This window comes from Streptomyces davaonensis JCM 4913 (genome assembly GCF_000349325.1).
Classification (GTDB): domain Bacteria; phylum Actinomycetota; class Actinomycetes; order Streptomycetales; family Streptomycetaceae; genus Streptomyces; species Streptomyces davaonensis.
This window is the reverse complement of the sequence record NC_020504.1, coordinates 7358326-7379065: the sequence shown is the minus strand read 5'-3', so window position 1 is coordinate 7379065 and position 20740 is coordinate 7358326. Positions and strand designations below refer to the sequence as shown.

At 69.7% G+C, this 20740-nt stretch carries 21 protein-coding genes; 9 read left to right on the top strand and 12 right to left on the bottom strand.

Annotation, left to right across the window (positions count from 1 at the left end):
• Positions 1 to 22: 22 nt before the first annotated feature.
• The 8 genes from BN159_RS32560 to BN159_RS32525 form a co-directional block, all read right to left on the bottom strand.
• Complete coding sequence (locus BN159_RS32560) at positions 23 to 355, bottom strand: metal-sulfur cluster assembly factor (RefSeq protein ID WP_015661284.1); 333 nt, start codon at positions 353 to 355, stop codon at positions 23 to 25.
• Entirely contained in the window at positions 352 to 819 is a 468-nt protein-coding gene (gene sufU / locus BN159_RS32555; protein WP_015661283.1) for a Fe-S cluster assembly sulfur transfer protein SufU, read from the bottom strand. Before sufU ends, BN159_RS32560 begins: the two co-directional genes overlap by 4 nt.
• A 19-nt stretch (positions 820 to 838) precedes the next feature.
• Positions 839 to 2095 carry a cysteine desulfurase gene (locus BN159_RS32550; protein ID WP_015661282.1) on the bottom strand — a complete coding sequence of 419 codons (1257 nt, stop codon included), beginning with the start codon at positions 2093 to 2095 and terminating at the stop codon, positions 839 to 841.
• Positions 2092 to 2856 carry a Fe-S cluster assembly ATPase SufC gene (gene sufC / locus BN159_RS32545; RefSeq protein ID WP_015661281.1) on the bottom strand — a complete coding sequence of 255 codons (765 nt, stop codon included), beginning with the start codon at positions 2854 to 2856 and terminating at the stop codon, positions 2092 to 2094. Before sufC ends, BN159_RS32550 begins: the two co-directional genes overlap by 4 nt.
• A 7-nt stretch (positions 2857 to 2863) precedes the next feature.
• Positions 2864 to 3181 carry a non-heme iron oxygenase ferredoxin subunit gene (locus tag BN159_RS32540; protein ID WP_015661280.1) on the bottom strand — a complete coding sequence of 106 codons (318 nt, stop codon included), beginning with the start codon at positions 3179 to 3181 and terminating at the stop codon, positions 2864 to 2866.
• Positions 3178 to 4365, bottom strand: a complete 1188-nt coding sequence (gene sufD, locus BN159_RS32535) for a Fe-S cluster assembly protein SufD (protein WP_015661279.1) — start codon at positions 4363 to 4365, stop codon at positions 3178 to 3180. Before sufD ends, BN159_RS32540 begins: the two co-directional genes overlap by 4 nt.
• Positions 4366 to 4426: 61 nt before the next feature.
• A complete protein-coding gene (gene sufB, locus BN159_RS32530) occupies positions 4427 to 5848 on the bottom strand; it encodes a Fe-S cluster assembly protein SufB (protein WP_015661278.1) in 1422 nt (473 codons plus the stop codon).
• Positions 5845 to 6555 (bottom strand): helix-turn-helix transcriptional regulator, encoded by a 711-nt coding sequence (locus tag BN159_RS32525; RefSeq protein ID WP_041820146.1) that lies wholly within the window; start codon positions 6553 to 6555, stop codon positions 5845 to 5847. The genes sufB and BN159_RS32525 overlap by 4 nt, the downstream gene beginning before the upstream one ends.
• A 173-nt stretch (positions 6556 to 6728) precedes the next feature.
• On the opposite strand from BN159_RS32525, the gene BN159_RS32520 reads away from it, so the two are divergent.
• The 4 genes from BN159_RS32520 to BN159_RS32505 are packed head-to-tail and all read left to right on the top strand — an operon-like array spanning position 6729 to position 10328.
• Entirely contained in the window at positions 6729 to 7526 is a 798-nt protein-coding gene (locus BN159_RS32520) for an aminoglycoside N(3)-acetyltransferase (RefSeq protein ID WP_015661276.1), read from the top strand.
• Positions 7527 to 7571: 45 nt separating this feature from the next.
• Entirely contained in the window at positions 7572 to 8495 is a 924-nt protein-coding gene (locus BN159_RS32515) for an ABC transporter ATP-binding protein (RefSeq protein ID WP_015661275.1), read from the top strand.
• Between the two features lie 50 nt (positions 8496 to 8545).
• Positions 8546 to 9262: an ABC transporter permease gene (locus BN159_RS32510; RefSeq protein ID WP_051113687.1), complete on the top strand. Its 717-nt coding sequence runs from the start codon at positions 8546 to 8548 to the stop codon at positions 9260 to 9262.
• Positions 9263 to 9317: 55 nt separating this feature from the next.
• Positions 9318 to 10328 (top strand): COX15/CtaA family protein, encoded by a 1011-nt coding sequence (locus BN159_RS32505; protein WP_015661273.1) that lies wholly within the window; start codon positions 9318 to 9320, stop codon positions 10326 to 10328.
• Here the strand turns inward: BN159_RS32505 and BN159_RS32500 are convergent.
• The 4 genes from BN159_RS32500 to BN159_RS32485 form a co-directional block, all read right to left on the bottom strand.
• A complete protein-coding gene (locus BN159_RS32500; RefSeq protein ID WP_015661272.1) occupies positions 10286 to 11020 on the bottom strand; it encodes a hypothetical protein in 735 nt (244 codons plus the stop codon). The two genes, BN159_RS32505 and BN159_RS32500, sit on opposite strands and share 43 nt — an antisense overlap.
• An 18-nt stretch (positions 11021 to 11038) precedes the next feature.
• A complete protein-coding gene (locus BN159_RS32495) occupies positions 11039 to 12145 on the bottom strand; it encodes an amidohydrolase family protein (RefSeq protein ID WP_015661271.1) in 1107 nt (368 codons plus the stop codon).
• 71 nt (positions 12146 to 12216) lie between these two features.
• The gene (locus tag BN159_RS32490) at positions 12217 to 12549 is read right to left on the bottom strand and encodes a hypothetical protein (protein WP_015661270.1); all 333 of its coding nucleotides are present in this window, start codon (positions 12547 to 12549) and stop codon (positions 12217 to 12219) included.
• Positions 12550 to 12622: 73 nt separating this feature from the next.
• A complete protein-coding gene (locus BN159_RS32485) occupies positions 12623 to 13591 on the bottom strand; it encodes a heme o synthase (protein ID WP_015661269.1) in 969 nt (322 codons plus the stop codon).
• Positions 13592 to 13932: 341 nt separating this feature from the next.
• Here BN159_RS32485 and tkt point away from each other — a divergent pair, with 341 nt between their 5' ends.
• Genes tkt through pgl form a run of 5 tightly spaced genes read left to right on the top strand, consistent with a single transcriptional unit; the run spans position 13933 to position 20533 of the window.
• Complete coding sequence (gene tkt / locus BN159_RS32480; protein WP_015661268.1) at positions 13933 to 16020, top strand: transketolase; 2088 nt, start codon at positions 13933 to 13935, stop codon at positions 16018 to 16020.
• Positions 16021 to 16053: 33 nt separating this feature from the next.
• On the top strand, positions 16054 to 17172 hold the full coding sequence (gene tal / locus BN159_RS32475) for a transaldolase (protein WP_015661267.1): 1119 nt from the start codon (positions 16054 to 16056) through the stop codon (positions 17170 to 17172).
• 3 nt (positions 17173 to 17175) lie between these two features.
• On the top strand, positions 17176 to 18699 hold the full coding sequence (gene zwf, locus BN159_RS32470; protein ID WP_015661266.1) for a glucose-6-phosphate dehydrogenase: 1524 nt from the start codon (positions 17176 to 17178) through the stop codon (positions 18697 to 18699).
• The gene (gene opcA, locus BN159_RS32465; RefSeq protein ID WP_015661265.1) at positions 18696 to 19754 is read left to right on the top strand and encodes a glucose-6-phosphate dehydrogenase assembly protein OpcA; all 1059 of its coding nucleotides are present in this window, start codon (positions 18696 to 18698) and stop codon (positions 19752 to 19754) included. The genes zwf and opcA overlap by 4 nt, the downstream gene beginning before the upstream one ends.
• Entirely contained in the window at positions 19751 to 20533 is a 783-nt protein-coding gene (gene pgl, locus BN159_RS32460) for a 6-phosphogluconolactonase (RefSeq protein WP_015661264.1), read from the top strand. The genes opcA and pgl overlap by 4 nt, the downstream gene beginning before the upstream one ends.
• Positions 20534 to 20740: the final 207 nt, after the last annotated feature.

Here is a 20740-nt window from a genome sequence, read left to right as displayed (position 1 = left end):
AGTACCGGAGGACCAGCGGGTCTCAGACGTTGAACCCGAGCGCCCGAAGCTGCTCGCGGCCGTCGTCCGTGATCTTGTCCGGGCCCCACGGCGGCATCCAGACCCAGTTGATGCGCAGCTCGTTGACGAGGCCGTCCGTGGCGGACTTGGCCTGGTCCTCGATGACATCGGTCAGCGGACAGGCCGCCGAGGTCAGGGTCATGTCGATCGTCGCGATGTTCGCTTCGTCGATGTGGATGCCGTAGATCAGGCCGAGGTTGACCACGTCGATGCCCAGCTCGGGGTCGACGACGTCGTACAGCGCCTCGCGGATCTCCTCCTCCGAGGCCGGCTTCATCTCAACGGTCTCAGTCATGCCGTCTTCCTTTCGGCGTCGGCTCCGCCCAGGGCCTGGGCCGTCGCGTCCTTCCACGCCATCCAGCTCAGGAGAGCGCACTTCACCCGCGCCGGGTACTTGGAGACCCCGGCGAACGCGACCGCGTCCTCCAGGACCTCCTCCATCGCGTCGTCGGGCTCGATCTTCCCCTTGGACTGCATCAGCTCCAGGAAGGTCTCCTGGATCCGCTGGGCGTCGGCCAGCTCCTTGCCGACCAGCAGCTCGTTCAGCACGGACGCCGAGGCCTGGCTGATCGAGCAGCCCTGGCCCTCGTACGAGACGTCCTCGATCGTCGAGCCGTCGTACTTCACGCGCAGGGTGATCTCGTCACCGCACGTCGGGTTGACGTGGTGCACCTCGGCGTCGCCATCCCGCAAGCCCCGCCCGTGCGGGTTCTTGTAGTGGTCCAGGATGACTTCCTGGTACATCGAGTCCAGCTTCATGCGATCGCTCGCCAACCCCTCAGCCGAAGAAGTTCCGGACGTGCTCCAGGCCGTCCACCAGAGCGTCGATCTCGGCGGGCGTGGAGTACAGATAGAACGACGCTCGCGTGGTCGCAGGAATTCCGTACCGCAGGCAGACGGGTCGGGCGCAGTGGTGGCCGACCCGGACCGCGATGCCCTGCTCGTCCAGCACCTGGCCCACGTCGTGGGGGTGGATGTCGCCCAGCGTGAAGGAGATCGCCGCGCCCCGGTCCTCGGCCGTGGTCGGGCCGATGATCCTGAGGCCGGGCACCTCCTGGAGGCGCCGTACCGCGTACTCCGTGAGCGCGTGCTCGTGGGCGAGGATGTTGTCCATGCCGATGGAGTTGAGGTAGTCGATCGCCGCGCCCAGGCCGATGGCCTGCGAGATCGGCGGGGTGCCCGCCTCGAACTTGTGCGGGGCGGGAGCGTAGGTCGACGAGTGCATCGACACGGTCTCGATCATCTCGCCGCCGCCCAGGAACGGAGGCAGGTCCTCCAGCAGCTCCTGGCGGCCCCACAGGACGCCGATGCCGGTCGGGCCGCACATCTTGTGGCCGGTGAAGGCCACGAAGTCGGCCTGGAGCGCCTGCACGTCCAGCGGCATGTGCGGGGCGGCCTGCGAGGCGTCGATGCAGACCAGCGCACCGACCTCCTGCGCCCGGCGCACTATCGCCTCGACCGGGTTGACCGTGCCCAGGATGTTGGACACCAGCACGAAGGAGACGATCTTCGTCTTCTCGGTGATGATCTCGTCGATGTTGGACAGGTCGAGACGGCCGTCGTCGGTGAGACCGAACCACTTCAGCTTCGCGCCCGTGCGCTGCGCGAGCAGCTGCCACGGCACGATGTTGGAGTGGTGCTCCATCTCCGTGATGACGATCTCGGTCTCGGCGTCCACGCGGTAGGGCTCATCGGCCCAGCCCAGCATGTTCGCCACGAGGTTGAGGGACTCCGAGGCGTTCTTGGTGAAGATCACCTCGTCGCGGCTGGGCGCGTTGATGAACTCCGCGACCTTGTCCCGCGCGCCCTCGTAGAGCGCCGTGGCCTCCTCGGCGAGGACATGCACGCCACGGTGGACGTTGGCGTTGTGCTGCTCGTAGTACTCGGAGAGCACGTCGAGCACCTGGCGCGGCGTCTGCGAGGTCGCCGCGTTGTCCAGGTACACGAGCTTCTTGCCGTCGTGGAGCACCCGGTCCAGGATCGGGAAGTCCTTGCGGAGCGCCTCTGTGTCGAGGAGGCCCGGCAGCTGTGTCACGCGGATACGCCACCCTTCGTGTAAGCCTCGTAGCCCTCGGCCTCGAGCTTGTCGGCGAGCTCGGGGCCACCGGACTCGACGATCCTGCCGCCCGCGAACACGTGGACGTGGTCGGGCTTGATGTAGCGCAGGATGCGCGTGTAGTGCGTGATCAGCAGGGTGCCGACCTCGCCGGTCTCACGGACCCGGTTGACGCCCTCGGAGACGATGCGCAGGGCGTCGACGTCGAGGCCGGAGTCGGTCTCGTCGAGGATCGCGATGCTCGGCTTGAGCAGCTCCAGCTGGAGGATCTCGTGGCGCTTCTTCTCACCGCCGGAGAAGCCCTCGTTGACGTTGCGCTCGGCGAAGGCGGGATCCATGTTGAGGCGCTCCATGGCCTCCTTGACCTCCTTCACCCAGGTGCGCAGCTTGGGGGCCTCGCCGCGGACGGCGGTGGCGGAGGTGCGCAGGAAGTTGGAGACCGAGACGCCGGGGACCTCGACCGGGTACTGCATCGCGAGGAACAGGCCGGCGCGGGCGCGCTCGTCGACGGACATCTCCAGGACGTCCTCGCCGTCGAGGGTGACGGTGCCGCCGGTGATCGTGTACTTCGGGTGACCGGCCAGGGAGTAGGCGAGGGTCGACTTGCCGGAGCCGTTGGGGCCCATGATGGCGTGCGTCTCGCCCTGCTTCACGGTGAGGTCGACGCCCTTGAGGATCTCCTTCGTGGCGTTGTCGGCCTCGACGGTGACGTGCAGGTCTCGGATTTCAAGCGTAGCCATGGGTGCCTCAGGACTCCTGGGTGAGGGAGACGAGCACGTCGTCCCCTTCGATCTTTACGGGGTATACGGGGACGGGGCGCGTCGCGGGTAGGCCGGACGGCTTGCCGGTGCGGAGGTCGAACGCGGAGCCGTGCAGCCAGCACTCGATCTGGCAGTCCTCCACCTCGCCCTCGGAGAGCGAGACGTTCGCGTGGGAGCAGATGTCGTGGATCGCGAACACCTCACCCTCGGTGCGGACGACCGAGACCGGCGTGCCGTCGAGTTCCACCCGCTTCGGGGTGTCCTCCTCCAGCTCGCTCAGCCCACAGGCGCGTACGTACGTCATGCGACGGACGCCTCCAGCTCCTCCTCGATCTTCGCGATGAGCCGCTCCTCGATGTCGGCGACACCGATCTGCTGGACCAGCTCGGCGAAGAAGCCGCGGACGACGAGGCGGCGGGCCTCGTGCTGCGGGATGCCGCGGGCCATCAGGTAGAAGAGCTGCTCGTCGTCGAAGCGGCCGGTCGCGGAGGCGTGACCGGCGCCGACGATCTCGCCGGTCTCGATCTCCAGGTTCGGCACCGAGTCGACGCGGGCGCCGTCGGTGAGGACCAGGTTGCGGTTCATCTCGTAGGTGTCGGTGCCCTCGGCCTTGGCCTCGATGAGCACGTCACCGATCCACACCGCGTGCGCCTGCTCGCCCTGGAGCGCGCCCTTGTAGACGACGTTGGACTTGCAGTGCGGGGTGCCGTGGTCGACCAGGAGGCGGTGCTCCTGGTGCTGGCCCGCGTCGGTGAAGTACAGGCCGAACAGCTCGGCCTCGCCGCCGGTGCCCGCGTAGTTGACGCGCGGGTGCAGGCGTACGACGTCGCCGCCGAAGGTCACCACGACCGACTTGAAGCTGGCGTCCCGGCCGACCAGGGCGTTGTGCTGGCCGACGTGCACGGCCTTGTCGTCCCAGTCCTGGACGGAGACGACGGTCAGCTTGGCGCCGTCGCCGAGGAGGTAGTCGACGTTGGCGGCGAGCACCGCGTCACCGGTGTGGTCGATGACCACGACGGCCTCGGCGAACGCGCCCAGCTCGACGACCTGGTGGCCGAAGGCGGTGCCGCCCTCACCGTGCACCGCGATGCGGATCGGCTCGGTGAGCACGGTCTCCTTCGGCACGGTGACGACCGAGGCCTTCTCGAAGGCGGAGTACGCCTGGGCCGCGATGCGGTCCACCGGGGTGCCCGCCTTGCCGAGCCGCGCGTCGTCCCGGCCGACGGTCTCGACGACGACACCCTCGGGCGCCTCGACGGTGACCTTCACGCCGTCGCCGGTGGCGACGGCGGTACCGTCGTGCAGCCCGCGCAGGCGCTCCAGCGGAGTGAAGCGCCACTCCTCCTCGCGTCCGTGCGGGACCGGGAAGTCGGCCACGTCGAAGGACGGGGGCGCGCTCATGCGCGTGGCGACGGTGGACTCGGCGGCCACCGCGATGGCGCCTGCGGTGGTGCTGCTGCCCACCGGGGTGTTCTGAGCCTCAGCCATGGCTGTCGGTCTGCTCTCTTCCTACGTCAGATTTCGCTAGCTGCTCGTGCGGGCGACGGTCTTAACCGACGGCGCCTTCCATCTGCAGCTCGATCAGCCGGTTGAGCTCAAGGGCGTACTCCATGGGCAGCTCCTTGGCGATGGGCTCGACGAAGCCTCGCACGATCATCGCCATCGCCTCGAACTCGCTCAGACCGCGGCTCATCAGGTAGAAGAGCTGGTCCTCGGAGACCTTGGAGACGGTCGCCTCGTGGCCCATGGACACGTCGTCCTCGCGGACGTCCACGTAGGGGTACGTGTCGGAGCGGGAGATGGTGTCGACGAGCAGCGCGTCGCACAGCACGTTGGACTTGGAGCCGGCCGCGCCCTCACCGATCTCCACGAGACCGCGGTAGGACGTACGGCCGCCACCGCGCGCCACCGACTTGGAGACGATGTTGGAGGAGGTGTTCGGCGCCATGTGGACCATCTTGGAACCGGCGTCCTGGTGCTGGCCCTCGCCCGCGAAGGCGATGGAGAGGGTCTCGCCCTTGGCGTGCTCGCCCATCAGGTAGACGGCCGGGTACTTCATCGTCACCTTGGAGCCGATGTTGCCGTCGATCCACTCCATGGTCGCGCCCTCGTACGCCACGGCGCGCTTGGTGACCAGGTTGTAGACGTTGTTCGACCAGTTCTGGATGGTCGTGTAGCGGCAGCGGGCGTTCTTCTTGACGATGATCTCGACGACCGCGGAGTGCAGCGAGTCCGACTTGTAGATCGGGGCCGTGCAGCCCTCGACGTAGTGCACGTAGGCACCCTCGTCGACGATGATCAGGGTCCGCTCGAACTGGCCCATGTTCTCGGTGTTGATCCGGAAGTAGGCCTGGAGCGGGATCTCCACGTGCACGCCCGGCGGCACATAGATGAACGACCCACCGGACCACACGGCGGTGTTCAGGGAGGCGAACTTGTTGTCACCGACGGGGATGACGGTGCCGAAGTACTCCTTGAAGAGCTCCGGGTGCTCCTTCAGCGCGGTGTCGGTGTCCAGGAAGATGACGCCCTGCTCCTCCAGGTCCTCGCGGATCTGGTGGTAGACGACCTCCGACTCGTACTGCGCGGCCACACCGGCGACCAGGCGCTGCTTCTCCGCCTCCGGGATGCCGAGCTTGTCGTAGGTGTTCTTGATGTCCTCGGGCAGGTCCTCCCAGGACTCCGCCTGCTTCTCCGTGGAGCGTACGAAGTACTTGATGTTGTCGAAGTCGATGCCGGAGAGGTCCGAGCCCCAGTTCGGCATGGGCTTCTTGTCGAACAGGCGCAGACCCTTGAGACGAAGCTTGGTCATCCACTCCGGCTCGGCCTTCTTCGCGGAGATGTCCTTGACGACATCCTCGCTCAGACCGCGCTTCGCAGAGGCGCCGGCTTCGTCGGAGTCGGCCCAGCCGTATTCGTACTTGCCCAGGCCTTCCAGCTCAGGGTGGGCGGTCTCCGTGGGGAGAGTCATGCGGGGTTCCTCCCGGCCGTGCTTGCGGATGCGTTGTGGGAAATCTTGGGGATGAACGTCGTGCAGACGCCGTCGCCGTGCGCGATGGTCGCCAGTCGCTGGACGTGGGTGCCGAGCAGCTGGGAGAAGATCTCGGTCTCCGCCTCGCAGAGCTGCGGGAACTTTTCCGCGACATGAGCCACCGGGCAGTGGTGCTGGCAGAGCTGCTCGCCGACCGGTGCGCTGCGCGCCGTAGCAGCGTACCCGTCCGCACTCAAGGCCCTGGCCAGGGCTTCGGTGCGGTCCTCGGGGGCGGCCGCCTGGACGGCCTCGCGGTACGCGGTCGCCTGCTCGGCGATCCTCGCGCGGGCGAAGGCGACGACGGCCTCGTCCCCGCCGAACCGCTCCTGGATCCAGCGCAGGGCATCGGCGGCGAGCTTGTCGTAGGACTGGTCGAAGGCGTCGCGTCCGCAGTCGGTGAGCGCGAAGACCTTGGCGGGGCGGCCCCGGGTCCGGGCGCCGTACACGCGCTGCTCACGCGGCTCCACGACATCGTCGGCGACCAGCGCGTCCAGATGCCGTCGTACGGCGGCCTGGGTCAGGCCCAGCCGTCCGGCCAGCTCGGCGACGGTCGACGGGCCGTGGTCCAGGATGGACCGCGCGACCCGGTTGCGGGTGGACCGCTCACCGGTCGCGAGCTCCTCATGAGCCTCGCCGACGTTTTTCACAACGCCATTGTTGCGTAATTCCTCAGACTCGGGCAAGCGGCGATCGAACCCGTGGACGGTGCCCTGCGTCACTTAGGTTTACCTAATCTGACCTGCGAAAACGATCTTTGATCGATCAAACGCACGTACAATTCAGTGGCGCCGCCAGGACCCGTCCGGAAGACTCCCGACCCATGCCGACACCCCCTCCGACCGGCCCACTTGTCTCCCGGACGACCATCGCCGACGGCCTCGCCGAGCTGGGTGTCAAACCCGGCGAAACACTCCTGGTGCACTCCTCGCTCAGCTCACTCGGCTGGGTCTGCGGAGCCGCGGTCGCGGTCGTCCAGGGACTGCTGGACGCGCTCGGCCCCGAGGGCACGCTCGTGGTGCCCGCCCAGTCCGCGGACCTGTCCGACCCGGCGGTGTGGGGCAATCCCCCGGTGCCCGAGGAGTGGTGGGAGCCGATCCGCGCCACGATGCCCGCCTACGACCCCCGCGTCACCCCCACGCGCGGGGTCGGAGTGATCCCGGAGACCGTACGGACCTGGCCGGGCGCCCTGCGCAGCGCGCACCCGCAGACCTCGTTCGCCGCCGTCGGCCCGCGCGCGGCTGAGCTGCTCGACGGGCACGCCACCGACTGCCGGCTCGGCGAGCACAGCCCGCTGGCGCGGCTGGAGGCCCTGCACGCGCGTGTGCTGCTGCTCGGGGCCGGCTACGACGCCTGCACCAGCTTCCATCTGGCCGAGTACCGCATACCGGCTCCCCTCGTGAAGGTGGGCCGCCCCGGACCCGCGGGCTGGGAGACCGTCACCGAGGTGTCCATCAGCTCCGACCGCTTCGACGAGCTGGGCCACGACTTCGAACGGGACCGTCCCGTCGTACGCGGCAAGGTGGGCGCCGCCGACGCCCGGCTGTTCCCGGTGGCGGACGCGGTGGCCTACGCGCGCCGGTGGCTGGAGATTCATCGCCCGTCTGTGGAGGAGATCTGAACCCGGCGGTCCGGGCGCCCCTGCGGCTACCTAGACTCTTGAGCCATGCGAACTGACCCCGTGGTCCAGGTCCAGGCCCTGGTGAAGCGGTACGGCACGAAGACCGCGGTGGACGGCCTCGACCTGGTGGCCCGGGCCGGGGTGACCGCCGTACTCGGACCCAACGGCGCCGGCAAGACGACCACGGTCGAGACCTGCGAGGGGTACCGGAAACCGGACTCCGGCACAGTGCGCGTCCTGGGCCTCGACCCGGTGAGACAGTCCCGCGAACTGCGTCCCCGGGTCGGCGTCATGCTCCAGTCCGGCGGTGTGTACTCGGGCGCCCGCGCCGACGAGATGCTGCGCCATGTGGCCAAGCTGCACGCCCACCCCCTCGACGTGGACGCCCTGATCGAGCGCCTCGGCCTCGGCAGTTGCGGCCGTACCTCCTACCGTCGGCTGTCCGGCGGCCAGCAGCAGCGCCTCGCGCTCGCGATGGCCGTCGTGGGCCGCCCCGAGCTGGTGTTCCTGGACGAGCCGACCGCGGGCCTCGACCCGCAGGCCCGCCGCGCGACCTGGGACCTGGTCCGCGATCTGCGCACCGACGGGGTCTCGGTGATCCTCACCACCCACTACATGGACGAGGCCGAGCAGCTCGCCGACGACGTGGCGATCATCGACGCGGGCCGGGTCATCGCCCAGGGCTCCCCCGAGGAGCTGTGCCGCGGCGGCGCCGAGAACACCCTCCGCTTCATCGGCCGCCCCGGCCTCGACGTCAGCTCCCTGCTCAAGGCGCTGCCCGCCGACTGCACGGCCGCGGAGCTGACCCCGGGTTCGTACCGGGTGGGCGGCAAGGTCGACCCGCAGCTGCTCGCGACGGTCACGTCCTGGTGCGCGCAGCACGGGGTGATGCCGGAGAAGATCTCGGTGGAGCGGCACACCTTGGAAGACGTCTTTCTTGAGCTGACCGGCAAGGAGCTGCGCTCGTGAGTACGACGGGTACCTACGCCCCGAAGCCCGGGGCCGCACCGCTCCCCCGCATGGTCATGGCGCAGGCGGCGCTGGAGACGAAGATGCTCCTGCGCAACGGCGAGCAGCTGCTGCTCACCGTGATCATCCCGACCCTGCTGCTGGTCCTGTTCAGCACCGTCGACATCGTCGACACCGGCGAGGGCGAGGCCGTCGACTTCCTCGCCCCCGGTATCCTCGCGCTCGCGGTGATGTCCACGGCGTTCACCGGCCAGGCCATCGCCACCGGCTTCGAGCGCCGCTACGGCGTCCTGAAGCGCCTCGCCTCCGCGCCGCTCCCGCGCTGGGGCCTGATGACCGCGAAGACCCTGTCGGTCCTGGTCACCGAGGTCCTCCAGGTGCTGCTGGTGACGGTGATCGCCTTCGCGCTCGGCTGGGACCCGCAGGGCAACCCGCTCGCCGTGATCCTGCTCCTGGTCCTCGGCACGGCCGCCTTCTCGGGCCTCGGCCTGCTGATGGCGGGCACCCTGAAGGCCGAGGCCACCCTCGCCGCCGCCAACCTGGTCTTCCTGCTGCTGCTCATGGGCGGCGGGGTCATCGTGCCGCTGGACAAGTTCCCGGACGCGGCCCAGGACGTGCTCGCCCTGCTGCCCATCTCGGCACTGTCCGACGGGCTGCGGGACGTGCTCCAGCACGGGGCCGGGATGCCGTGGGGCGACCTGGGGATTCTCGCGGTGTGGGCGGTCGCCGGACTCGCCGCCGCCGGAAAGTTCTTCCGCTGGGAATGACCCGGTCCGGGACCCTCGTGAAAGCGTGCACAAGCACGGGCCTACGATAGGGCGCGTGCCAAACCTGACCCGCGCCGACGCCGTAGCGGCCGTGCGCAACCCGCTCGCCTTCATCGCCGCACGCTGGACCCCGGATCCGAAGACGGTTCAGCGGGCGGCCCTCGCCGCGCTCGTCATGTCGGTGGTCATCGTGGTCACCGGCGGAGCGGTGCGGCTGACCGGCTCCGGGCTCGGCTGCCCGACCTGGCCCAAGTGCACCGACGACTCGCTGACCACCACCAGCGAGATGGGCCTGCACGGCTACATCGAGTTCGGCAACCGCATGCTGACGTACGTGCTGTGCGCCGCCGTCGGCTGGGCGATCATCGCCGCCCGCTCCGAGAAGCCGTACCGGCGCAGCCTGACCCGGCTCGGCTGGGCGCAGTTCTGGGTGGTGATGGGCAACGCGATCCTCGGTGGCATCGTCGTGCTCGTCGGCCTGAACCCGTACACGGTCGCCGCGCACTTCCTGCTCTCCTCTGCGCTGATCGCGGTCGCCACGGTGATGTGGCAGCGCACCCGGGAGGGCGACGACGCGCCCCGCCCGCTGGTCGGCAAGTCGGTGCAGCAGCTGGTCTGGGTGCTGACCGGGGTCACGGTGCTGCTGATCGCGGTCGGCACCGTGGTCACCGGCGCCGGTCCGCACGCGGGTGACTCCAGCGAGGTCGAGCGGATGCCGCTGGACTGGGAGAACGTGACCAAGCTCCACGCGGTCCTGGCCTGGATCGTGGTCACGCTCACCTTCGCCCTGTGGTTCGTCCTCAAGGCGGTCGACGCCCCCCGCGGCCCCCTCTCCCGCACCCGCGACCTCTTCCTGGTCCTCCTCGCGCAGGGCCTCATCGGCTACGTCCAGTACTTCACCGACCTCCCCGAGGTCCTGGTCGGCGCCCACATGTTCGGCTCCTGCCTGGTGTGGATCGCGACGCTGCGGGTGCTGCTGGCACTGCGGGAACGGCCGGAGACCCAGCTCCCCGAGGTCCCCGCTCAGGCCGACGCGATGAGCGCGTCGATGGCGGGCCCCAGGTAGTCCCGGGTCAACGAGGCCCGACGCACCGTCCACTCCTCGGTGGGCGGCGCGGGATCGTCGTAGCGGCGGCTGCGGATGTCGTCGACGACCTCGACGGGTGCGCCGAGGCCGGGCAGCAGGTCCAGGGCTTCCCGCTTGGAGATCAGCCGCCCCTCGCGCGCGGTGACGGTGGCGCGGGCGAAGGTGATCATCCCCAGGTCGACCCAGACGTCCTGCGTCCACAGCCGGGCGTTGTCGAGGGTCGGCCGCCAGTACTCCCGCTGATCGCGTACGACGAAGGCGCGCAGTTCCCGGTCCGGCACCGTCGGCAGCAGCCCGGTGGGCCCGCGTCCGTGCAGGACCCGCCCGAAGTCATGCAGCTCGCGTCGGGTCACGGGGGTGACCGGTCGTTTGTAGAGCTCCTGGTGCGCCCAGGTCAGATGGCTGCGCCCGGCCTCGTCCGCCGTGTCCGGCGTGAGATAGGTGCAGTGCAGCTTCGCCGCGAGGGGTTCGACGCGGAGCCGGGCGTGCAGCACGGCGAGCTTCCACACGACGCCCGGCGTGACGCGCCCCGGCAACATCGCGATCAGGTCCAGGTCGCTGCGGCCCTCCTGGTAGTCGCCGCCGGCGAGCGAGCCGTGCGCCCAGACGGCCACCGGATCCACAGCCGTCAGTGCGCGGACGAAGCGGTCGAGTAACTTCTCGGTCTTCATCCGCCCAGTCTGTACAGCTCACGCCAGCCCGTACACCCGCCGGGCGTTCCCCGCCGCGATCAATCCCGCCACGCGTTGCGCGTCCGACAGGGACCAGGCGCCCTCCGCGACCCACGTGCCGAGCACCCGGCCGAGGGCCTCGCGGAAAAGGCGGGCGCCGACGACATGCAGCTCAGGGAGTTCCTGGCCGCCGCTGGAGAAGAGGATCTTGCCGAAGGGGGCGAGCTCAAGGATCTCCGCCAGCACCGTCGCGGCGCGGGCGCCGGTGCGGACGAGGGCGGCGCCGGAGTCGGCGTAGACATGCGGGAAGACGCCCGCCAGGTGGGCGGCGTGGCGGTGGTACGGGTAGCTGTGCAGCAGGACCAGGTCGGTGCCGAGGCCCGCCGTGGCGCGGACGAAGTCCGTGAGCAGCACGGGATCCGTACGGTCGATGCGCACTCCCGGTTCGCCCAGGCCCGCGTGCAGTTGCAGCGGCAGCCCCGAGGCGACCGCGCTCCACAGCAGATGCCGTAACAGCACCGGGTCGGTCAGCTCGCCGCCGACCCGGCGGTCGGCCAGCCAGCGCCCGGCCGCGCCGCGCACCTCGCCGGGGCCCGGCGGTTCCGGTGCCAGCGCGAGTCCGTGCCGTACGCCCGCGACCGAGGTGAAGGCGACCGCGTGGGCGGCGGCGCCGTGGACGGACTCGGCGAGGTTGGCGAGGAAGGACTCGACGGTGCCGGAGGTGTCGGCGACCTGTTCGGCGAGGAGTTCCAGGCGGACGATCTCATGCGCCTGCGCGGCGCCGGTGCAGGCCAGTTCCTCGGGTCCGGTGAGGTCGCCGGGCAGCCCGGTGTCGACCAGGTACGTCGTGATGCCACTGCCGCGCAACAGCCGCCGGCCCGCTTCCAGTACGCCGAGTTCACGACGCCGGGCGAGATAGCGGGCGGGTGGGGAGTGCGGTTCCAGACCGAGCAGCGGGGGGCACCAGCGCCGTACCGCGAAGCCGGTCTGGGTGTCGAAGAGGGTGGTGCCCGGGGCGGGCGGGCCCTCGGTACGGGCGAGCCGGGCCTCGAAGGTGCCGAGGCCCAGCTCCGTACGCAGCACTCCGTGGCAGTACTGGTCCACGAGGGACGGCGTTTCGATCATCCGGTTCTCCCCGTGCTCGCCTTTACGGGGCTTAACGGGTGAACCGGGGTTGGGGGTGCGGGCGGGAAGGGTCAGCCGTTCTTCGGTCCGCCGACCTGGATTCCGGCCATCCGGGACCACTCGTACGGCCCGGTCTTCACCTTCGACGCGAACTCGCCGTCGAACTCTTCGTGAACAGTGATGCCCGCCTTCTGCACCGCCTGTTCGGCGACCTGGAGGGTCGGGGCCACCAGGTTGCCCCAGTTGCCGTCCTCGCCGACGAGGGCGATCCGGGCTCCGCGCTCGCCGATGTAGGCCACCTGTGCCTCGGCGCCGCCGTGTGCCTTGGAGAAGGCGCTGATCTGCTTGGCCAGCTTGGCCGCCCGGCGCTCGGCCTTCGCGTCAACCTCTTGCGTGTCTGCCATGGCCAGGATGCTACCGACGGGTAGATCAAAGGGCGACGGGTGGGGTGCGTGACCCGTGCCTCAGAAGGGCCGGCTAGCGCAGGAAGGGGTCGACCGCGACGGCCACGAACAGCAGCGAGACATAGGTGATGGACCAGTGGAACAGCCGCATCTCCTTCAGCTTCGCGCCCGTGACCTCGGCCTTCGCCCGGTTCTGGAGGGCATGTGCCTCCCACAGCCACCAGCCGCCCGCGACCAGCGCGACCAGCGTGTAGAACCAGCCCGTGTAGCCGAGTGGGGTCAGCAGCAGCGAGACGCCGACCATGACCCAGCTGTAGAGCACGATCTGTTTGGCGACGGTCTTGTTGGAGGCGACGACCGGGAGCATCGGCACGCCCACGCGCGCGTAGTCCTCGCGGACCTTCATCGACAGCGGCCAGTAGTGCGGCGGCGTCCAGAAGAACATGACGAGGAAGAGGACGACCGGCGCCCACGACAGCGAGTTCGTGACCGAGGACCAGCCGATCAGCACCGGCATACAGCCCGCGATCCCGCCCCACACGATGTTCTGGGAGGTACGGCGCTTGAGGATCATCGTGTAGACGACGACGTAGAAGAGGAGCGCGCCGAGGGCCAGCCAGGCCGAGAGCCAGTTGACGGTCAGGCCGAACAGCAGGGTGGAGACGACCGCCAGGGAGATGCCGAAGGCGAGGCACTCGCGCGGGCTGACCATGCCGGTGACCAGCGGACGCTGCGCGGTGCGGTCCATCAGCGCGTCGATGTCCCGGTCGATGTACATGTTCAGCGCGTTGGCGCCGCCCGCGGAGAGGTAGCCGCCGAGGCAGGTGAGCAGCACCAGGCCGAGGTCGGGCACGCCCTGCTGCGCCAGGAACATCACCGGAACGGTGGTGATCAGCAGCAGTTCGATGATCCGCGGCTTGGTCAGCGCGACGAACGCCATGACCCGGGCCCCGATCGGCCGCCGACTCGGGCTCTGGCTCGTCCCGACAATCCCCGCTGGACGGGATTCAACGGCCGTCACGCACACCCCTGACAGAGACATCCCAGCAAGCCCTCCCCGTGTGAAGTCCCGGTAAAGGCTCGCGCGTACCACGCCACTGTAGACGTTGCCCAGACCCGGACATTCGCGGGGGTGGCCTCGTGTTGTTGAGCTCCGCTGGAAGAGCCGATCAGCACTCGATTGAGCACTCGTTCGAGCGCTCTCGTATTCACTTGCCGAACACGGATCGGGCCAGTCGGGAGGCGGATGCCGACGACTCCCGGCAGTCTGGAATGACTCGAAAAAACGCACGTACATACGGGGGTAGGCTCGACAACGGCCGGGGCTCTCCGTGCACCGGCAATTCGACATGCGTGACATGTGGAGAGGAGCCCTGACCCAGGGTGAGCACCAAGCCGACCACCACAGACCTCGACTGGACCGAGCTCGACCAGCGGGCCGTGGACACCGCCCGCGTCCTGGCCGCCGACGCCGTACAGAAGGTTGGCAACGGCCATCCCGGCACGGCGATGAGCCTCGCGCCCGCCGCGTACACCCTCTTCCAGAAGGTGATGCGGCACGACCCGGCGGATGCCGACTGGGTCGCCCGGGACCGCTTCGTGCTGTCCGCGGGCCACTCGTCCCTGACCCTCTACACCCAGCTGTACCTGGCCGGCTTCGGCCTGGAGCTGGACGACCTCAAGTCGTTCCGCACCTGGGGCTCGAAGACCCCGGGTCACCCGGAGTACGGCCACACCACGGGCGTGGAGACCACCACGGGCCCGCTCGGCCAGGGTGTCGCCAACGCGGTGGGTATGGCGATGGCCGCCCGCTACGAGCGCGGTCTGTTCGACCCGGAGGCTCCCGTCGGTGAGTCGCCGTTCGACCACTTCGTCTACTGCATCGCCGGTGACGGCTGCCTCCAGGAGGGCATCTCCGCCGAGGCCTCCTCGCTCGCCGGTCACCAGAAGCTCGGCAACCTGATCCTGCTGTGGGACGACAACCACATCTCGATCGAGGGCGACACCGAGACGGCCGTCTCCGAGGAAGTCACCAAGCGGTACGAGGCGTACGGCTGGCACGTGCAGCGCATCGCCCCGAAGCCCGACGGCGACCTGGACCCGCACGCGATCTACAACGCGATCGAGGCGGCGAAGCAGGTGACGGACCGGCCGTCCTTCATCGCGATGCGCTCGATCATCGCCTGGCCGGCCCCGAACGCCCAGAACACCGAGGCCGCGCACGGCTCAGCGCTCGGCGACGACGAGGTCGCGGCCACCAAGCGCGTCCTCGGCTTCGACCCGGAGCAGTCCTTCGAGGTGACCGACGAGGTCATCAACCACACCCGCCAGGCGCTGGAGCGCGGCCGTCAGGCCAAGGCGGAGTGGGAGAAGTCCTTCCAGGAGTGGCGCAACAACAACGCGGAGCGTGCCGCCGAGTTCGACCGCATCAGCGCCGGCGAGCTGCCCAAGGACTGGGAGTCGGCGATTCCGGTCTTCGAGCCCGGCAAGGGTGTCGCCACCCGCGCCGCGTCCGGCAAGGTGCTCCAGGCCCTCGGCCCGGTCATCCCGGAGCTGTGGGGCGGCTCGGCCGACCTGGCCGGCTCCAACAACACGACGATCGACAAGACGTCGTCGTTCCTCCCGGCGGACAACCCGCTGCCGGAGGCGGACCCGTACGGCCGCACGATCCACTTCGGTATCCGCGAGCACTCCATGGCCGCGGAGATGAACGGCATCACGCTGCACGGCAACACCCGCGTCTACGGCGGTACGTTCCTGGTCTTCTCCGACTACATGCGCAACGCCGTGCGCCTGTCGGCCCTGATGCACCTGCCGGTGACGTACGTGTGGACGCACGACTCCATCGGTCTCGGTGAGGACGGCCCGACCCACCAGCCGGTCGAGCACCTCGCCACGCTGCGCGCGATCCCGGGCCTGAACGTGGTCCGCCCGGCCGACGCCAACGAGACCGCGATCGCCTGGCGCGAGATCCTCAAGCGCTGGACGAAGGTCTTCGGCAAGGGCCAGCCGCACGGTCTGGCGCTGACCCGCCAGGGAGTGCCGACGTACGAGCCCAACGAGGACGCCGCCAAGGGTGGCTACGTCCTGTTCGAGGCGTCCACGGGCACGCCCGAGGTGATCCTCATCGCCACCGGTTCCGAGGTGCACGTCGCGGTCGCCGCGCGCGAGCAGCTGGAGGCCGACGGGGTGCCGACGCGGGTCGTGTCGATGCCGTCCGTGGAGTGGTTCGAGGAGCAGGGCCAGGGGTACCGGGACAGCGTTCTGCCGCCCTCGGTCAAGGCGCGGGTCGCGGTGGAGGCCGGTATCGGGCTCACCTGGCACAAGTACGTCGGGGACGCCGGCCGCATCGTTTCCCTGGAGCACTTCGGTGCTTCCGCCGACGGCAAGGTCCTTTTCCAGGAGTACGGCTTCACTGCGGAGAACGTGGCCGCGAAGGCGCGGGAATCCGTGGCCGCCGCCCAGCGCTGACGCTCACATACGACACGTAGGAGATGTAATTCCATGACAGACGCACTCAAGCGCCTCTCCGAGGAAGGCGTCGCGATCTGGCTGGACGACCTGTCGCGCAAGCGGATCACGTCCGGCAACCTCGCCGAGCTGATCGACCAGCAGCACGTCGTGGGCGTCACCACCAACCCGACCATCTTCCAGAAGGCGATCTCGTCGGGCGACGGTTACGAGCAGCAGCTCACCGACCTCGCCGCCCGCAAGGTCACCGTCGACGAGGCGGTCCGCATGATCACCACGGCGGACGTCCGGGACGCCGCCGACATCCTGCACCCGGTCTTCGAGGCGACCGGTGGCCAGGACGGCCGGGTGTCGATCGAGGTCGACCCGCGGCTCGCGCACAACACCAAGGCGACGGTCGCCGAGGCCAAGCAGCTGGCCTGGCTGGTGGACCGCCCCAACACGCTGATCAAGATCCCGGCCACCAAGGCGGGCCTGCCGGCCATCACCGAGGTGATCGGCAACGGCATCAGCGTCAACGTCACGCTGATCTTCTCGCTGGAGCGCTACCGCGAGGTCATGGACGCCTACCAGGCGGGCCTGGAGAAGGCCAAGGAGAAGGGGCTCGACCTCTCTCTGATCCACTCGGTCGCCTCCTTCTTCGTGTCCCGCGTGGACACCGAGATCGACAAGCGGATCGACGCGCTCGGCACCGACGAGGCCAAGGCCGCCCGCGGCAAGGCCGGCGTCGCCAACGCGCGTCTTGCCTACCAGGCGTACGAGGAGGTGTTCTCCACCGACCGCTGGAGCGCTCTGGAGAAGGCGGGCGCCAACAAGCAGCGTCCGCTGTGGGCCTCCACCGGCGTGAAGGACCCGGCCTACAAGCCGACCCTGTACGTCGACGAACTGGTCGCGCCGAACACGGTGAACACCATGCCTGAGGCCACGCTCCAGGCCACCGAGGAAGGCGGCCAGATCCGCGGCAACGCCGTCGCCGGCACCTACGAGCAGTCCCGCGCCGAGCTCGACGCCGTCGAGAAGCTCGGGATCTCGTACGACGACGTGGTGCAGCTGCTGGAGGACGAGGGCGTCGAGAAGTTCGAGGCGTCCTGGAACGACCTGCTCAAGTCGACCGAGGCGGAGCTGGAGCGCCTCGCACCCTCGGAGGGCTAAACCTTGTCGAGCAGCAACCCGCTGCGTGACCCCGCCGACCGACGGCTCCCGCGTATCGCGGGGCCGTCGGGCCTGGTCATCTTCGGCGTCACGGGCGATTTGTCACGAAAGAAGCTCATGCCCGCCGTGTACGACCTCGCGAACCGGGGTCTGCTGCCGCCGGGTTTCTCGCTGGTCGGCTTCGCCCGGCGGGAATGGCAGAACGAGGACTTCGCCCAGGAGGTCCACGACGCGGTCAAGGAGCACTCCCGGACCCCCTTCCGCGAGGAGGTCTGGCACCAGCTGATCCAGGGCATGCGGTTCGTCCAGGGCACCTTCGACGACGACGACGCCTTCGAGCGGCTGCGGGACACCATCGAGGAGCTGGACAAGGCACAGGGCACGGGCGGCAACTTCGCCTTCTACCTGTCCGTGCCGCCGCGCTCCTTCCCGGTGGTCATCCAGCAGCTGAAGAAGCACGGCCTCGCCGACCAGTCGAGCGGCTCCTGGCGGCGCGCGGTCATCGAGAAGCCGTTCGGGCACGACCTGGCCTCGGCCGAGGAGCTCAACAAGGTCGTCCACGAGGTCTTCGCCCCGGACCAGGTCTTCCGGATCGACCACTACCTGGGCAAGGAGACCGTCCAGAACATCCTGGCGCTGCGCTTCGCCAACACGATGTTCGAGCCGATCTGGAACCGGTCCTTCGTGGACCATGTCCAGATCACGATGGCCGAGGACATCGGCATCGGCGGCCGGGCGGGCTACTACGACGGCATCGGCGCCGCCCGTGACGTCATCCAGAACCACCTGCTCCAGCTGATGGCCCTGACCGCCATGGAGGAGCCCGCCTCCTTCGACGCGGACGCGCTGGCCGCGGAGAAGACCAAGGTGCTCGGTGCCGTACGGCTGCCGAAGGACCTGGGCCGGGACACCGTGTTCGCGCAGTACGCGGCCGGCTGGCAGGGCGGCGAGAAGGCGGTCGGCTACCTCCAGGAGGAGGGCATCGACCCCGCGTCGAAGACCGACACCTACGCCGCGATCAAACTGTCGGTGGACAACCGCCGCTGGGCGGGCGTCCCCTTCTATCTGCGCACCGGAAAGCGGCTCGGCCGCCGGGTCACCGAGATCGCGGTGGTCCTCCAGCGGGCGCCGCACTCCCCCTTCGACCACACGGCGACGGAGGAGCTCGGCAAGAACGCGATCGTGATCCGCGTCCAGCCGGACGAGGGCGTCACGGTCCGCTTCGGCTCCAAGGTGCCCGGCACCTCGATGGAGATCCGGGACGTGTCCATGGACTTCGCCTACGGCGAGTCCTTCACCGAGTCCAGCCCCGAGGCGTACGAGCGGCTCATCCTGGACGTCCTGCTCGGCGACTCGAACCTCTTCCCGCGCACCGAGGAGGTCGAGCTGTCCTGGAAGATCCTCGACCCGATCGAGCAGTACTGGGACAAGCACGGCACACCGGCCCAGTACCCGGCCGGTACCTGGGGTCCCGTCGAGGCGGACGACATGCTGGAGCGAGACGGACGGAGCTGGCGCCGCCCATGAAGATAGACCTGACCGACACCACGTCCAGCAAGATCAACAAGGCCCTGGTGCAGGGCCGCCGGGCCATCGGCACGCCTGCCGTCGGCATGGTGCTCACGCTGGTCATCGTCACGGACGAGGAGAACGCGTACGACGCGCTCAAGGCCGCGAACGACGCCTCGCGCGAGCACCCCTCGCGCACGCTCGTGGTCATCAAGCGCGTCTCGCGCTCGCCCCGCGACCGCACGCAGTCCCGCCTGGACGCCGAGGTGCGGGTGGGCGCGGACGCGGGCACCGGCGAGACGATCGTGCTGCGCCTGTACGGCGAGGTGGTGGAGCACGCCCAGTCGGTCGTGCTGCCGCTGCTGCTGCCGGACGCGCCGGTCGTCGTCTGGTGGCCGGTGAACGCGCCGCTGGACCCGGCCAGCGACCCGCTGGGCGCGCTGGCCCAGCGCCGGGTGACCGACACCTACGCCTGCGAGCAGCCGGTACGGGAGCTGGAGGCCCGCGCCGGCAGCTACACCCCCGGCGACACGGACCTGTCGTGGACCCGCATCACGCCCTGGCGTTCGATGCTGGCCGCGGCTCTGGACCAGGTCGTGTGCGAGGTCAGGGGCGTCGAGGTGGAGGGCGAGGAGTTCAACCCGAGCTGTGAGCTGCTGGCGATGTGGCTCGCGGACCGGCTGGACGTTCCCGTGAAGCGGTCGCTGTCGTCGGGCCCCGGTCTGACGGCGGTCCGCATGTCCACCGACTGCGGCCCGATCGTCCTGGACCGGGCGGACGGCTCCCTGGCGACCCTGTCCATCCAGGGCCAGCCGGACCGCGCCGTGGCGCTCAAGCGGCGGGAGACGGCCGAGCTGATGGCGGAGGAACTGCGCCGCCTGGACCCGGACGACACCTACGCCTCGGCGCTGCGGTTCGGGGTGGAGCGGCTGAACACGGGCGTCGAGGAGCCGGTCGTCGTGGACGAGCCGGTCGCTGTCGACGAACCGGTCGCCGTGGCGGAGGCCGTGCAGGCGGCGCCTGCCAAGAAGCCCGCGAAGAAGGCTCCGGCCAAGAGGGCGGCGGCGAAGTGAGCACTCCGCAGCTGGTCGTGCACCGCGACAAGGAGCTGATGGCGCAGGCCGCGGCGGCCCGGCTGATCACGAAGATCGTGGACGCACAGGCCTCCCGGGGCCATGCGTCCGTGGTCCTCACCGGCGGCCGCAACGGCAACGGCCTGCTGGCCGCGCTGGCCGCCGCCCCGGCCCGGGACGCGATCGACTGGTCGCGGCTGGACCTGTGGTGGGGCGATGAGCGGTTCCTCCCCGAGGGGGACCCGGAGCGCAATGTCACGCAGGCCCGCGAGGCCCTGCTGGACGCGGTGCCCCTGGATCCGAAGCGGGTGCACGCCATGCCCGCGTCGGACGGCCCGTACGGCGCGGACGCGGACGCCGCGGCGGCTGCCTACGCGGATGAACTGGCCCATGCGGCGGGCCCCGAGAACCACGGCGCCGTGCCCGTGTTCGACGTCCTGATGCTGGGCGTCGGTCCGGACACGCATGTGGCGTCGCTGTTCCCGGAACTCCCCGCGGTCCGCGAGACCGAGCGGACGGTGGTGGGCGTCCACGGCGCACCGAAGCCACCGCCCACCCGGGTCACCCTCACTCTCCCGGCCATCCGGTCGGCCCGTGAGGTCTGGCTGCTCGCGGCGGGCGCGGACAAGGCCCAGGCGGCGGCAATCGCCCTCTCGGGCGCGGGCGAGATCCAAGCCCCGGCAGCAGGTGCACAGGGCCGCCAGCGCACCCTGTGGCTGTTGGACGCGGCGGCGGCTTCCCAGCTGCCGCGGTCGCTGTACCCGCCGGCGTCGCCGTGAGTCGGGGGCGCCGGGGGTTGATTCGCCCCCCGCCGCCCCTACCCGTCCCATCCCAGGGGGCTTGCCCCCTGGACCCCCGCTCCTCAAACGCCGGAGGGACTGTCTTTAGCCCGTCCGGCGTTTGAGGACGAGGCCCCTTCAGGGCCGAGGCGGGGGTCTGGGGGCGGCAGCCCCCAGGGGACGGTGGGGTCCCCCCTAGCTAGCTAG

Coding starts and splice junctions, on each gene's coding strand:
- BN159_RS32560 (WP_015661284.1), bottom strand. CDS start 355: ATGACTGAGACCGTTGAGATGAAGCCGGCCTCGGAGGAGGAGATCCGC.
- sufU (WP_015661283.1), bottom strand. CDS start 819: ATGAAGCTGGACTCGATGTACCAGGAAGTCATCCTGGACCACTACAAG.
- sufC (WP_015661281.1), bottom strand. CDS start 2,856: ATGGCTACGCTTGAAATCCGAGACCTGCACGTCACCGTCGAGGCCGAC.
- BN159_RS32540 (WP_015661280.1), bottom strand. CDS start 3,181: ATGACGTACGTACGCGCCTGTGGGCTGAGCGAGCTGGAGGAGGACACC.
- sufD (WP_015661279.1), bottom strand. CDS start 4,365: ATGGCTGAGGCTCAGAACACCCCGGTGGGCAGCAGCACCACCGCAGGC.
- sufB (WP_015661278.1), bottom strand. CDS start 5,848: ATGACTCTCCCCACGGAGACCGCCCACCCTGAGCTGGAAGGCCTGGGC.
- BN159_RS32520 (WP_015661276.1), top strand. CDS start 6,729: ATGCCGACACCCCCTCCGACCGGCCCACTTGTCTCCCGGACGACCATC.
- BN159_RS32515 (WP_015661275.1), top strand. CDS start 7,572: ATGCGAACTGACCCCGTGGTCCAGGTCCAGGCCCTGGTGAAGCGGTAC.
- BN159_RS32510 (WP_051113687.1), top strand. CDS start 8,546: ATGGTCATGGCGCAGGCGGCGCTGGAGACGAAGATGCTCCTGCGCAAC.
- BN159_RS32500 (WP_015661272.1), bottom strand. CDS start 11,020: ATGAAGACCGAGAAGTTACTCGACCGCTTCGTCCGCGCACTGACGGCT.
- BN159_RS32495 (WP_015661271.1), bottom strand. CDS start 12,145: ATGATCGAAACGCCGTCCCTCGTGGACCAGTACTGCCACGGAGTGCTG.
- BN159_RS32490 (WP_015661270.1), bottom strand. CDS start 12,549: ATGGCAGACACGCAAGAGGTTGACGCGAAGGCCGAGCGCCGGGCGGCC.
- BN159_RS32485 (WP_015661269.1), bottom strand. CDS start 13,591: ATGTCTCTGTCAGGGGTGTGCGTGACGGCCGTTGAATCCCGTCCAGCG.
- tal (WP_015661267.1), top strand. CDS start 16,054: ATGACAGACGCACTCAAGCGCCTCTCCGAGGAAGGCGTCGCGATCTGG.
- opcA (WP_015661265.1), top strand. CDS start 18,696: ATGAAGATAGACCTGACCGACACCACGTCCAGCAAGATCAACAAGGCC.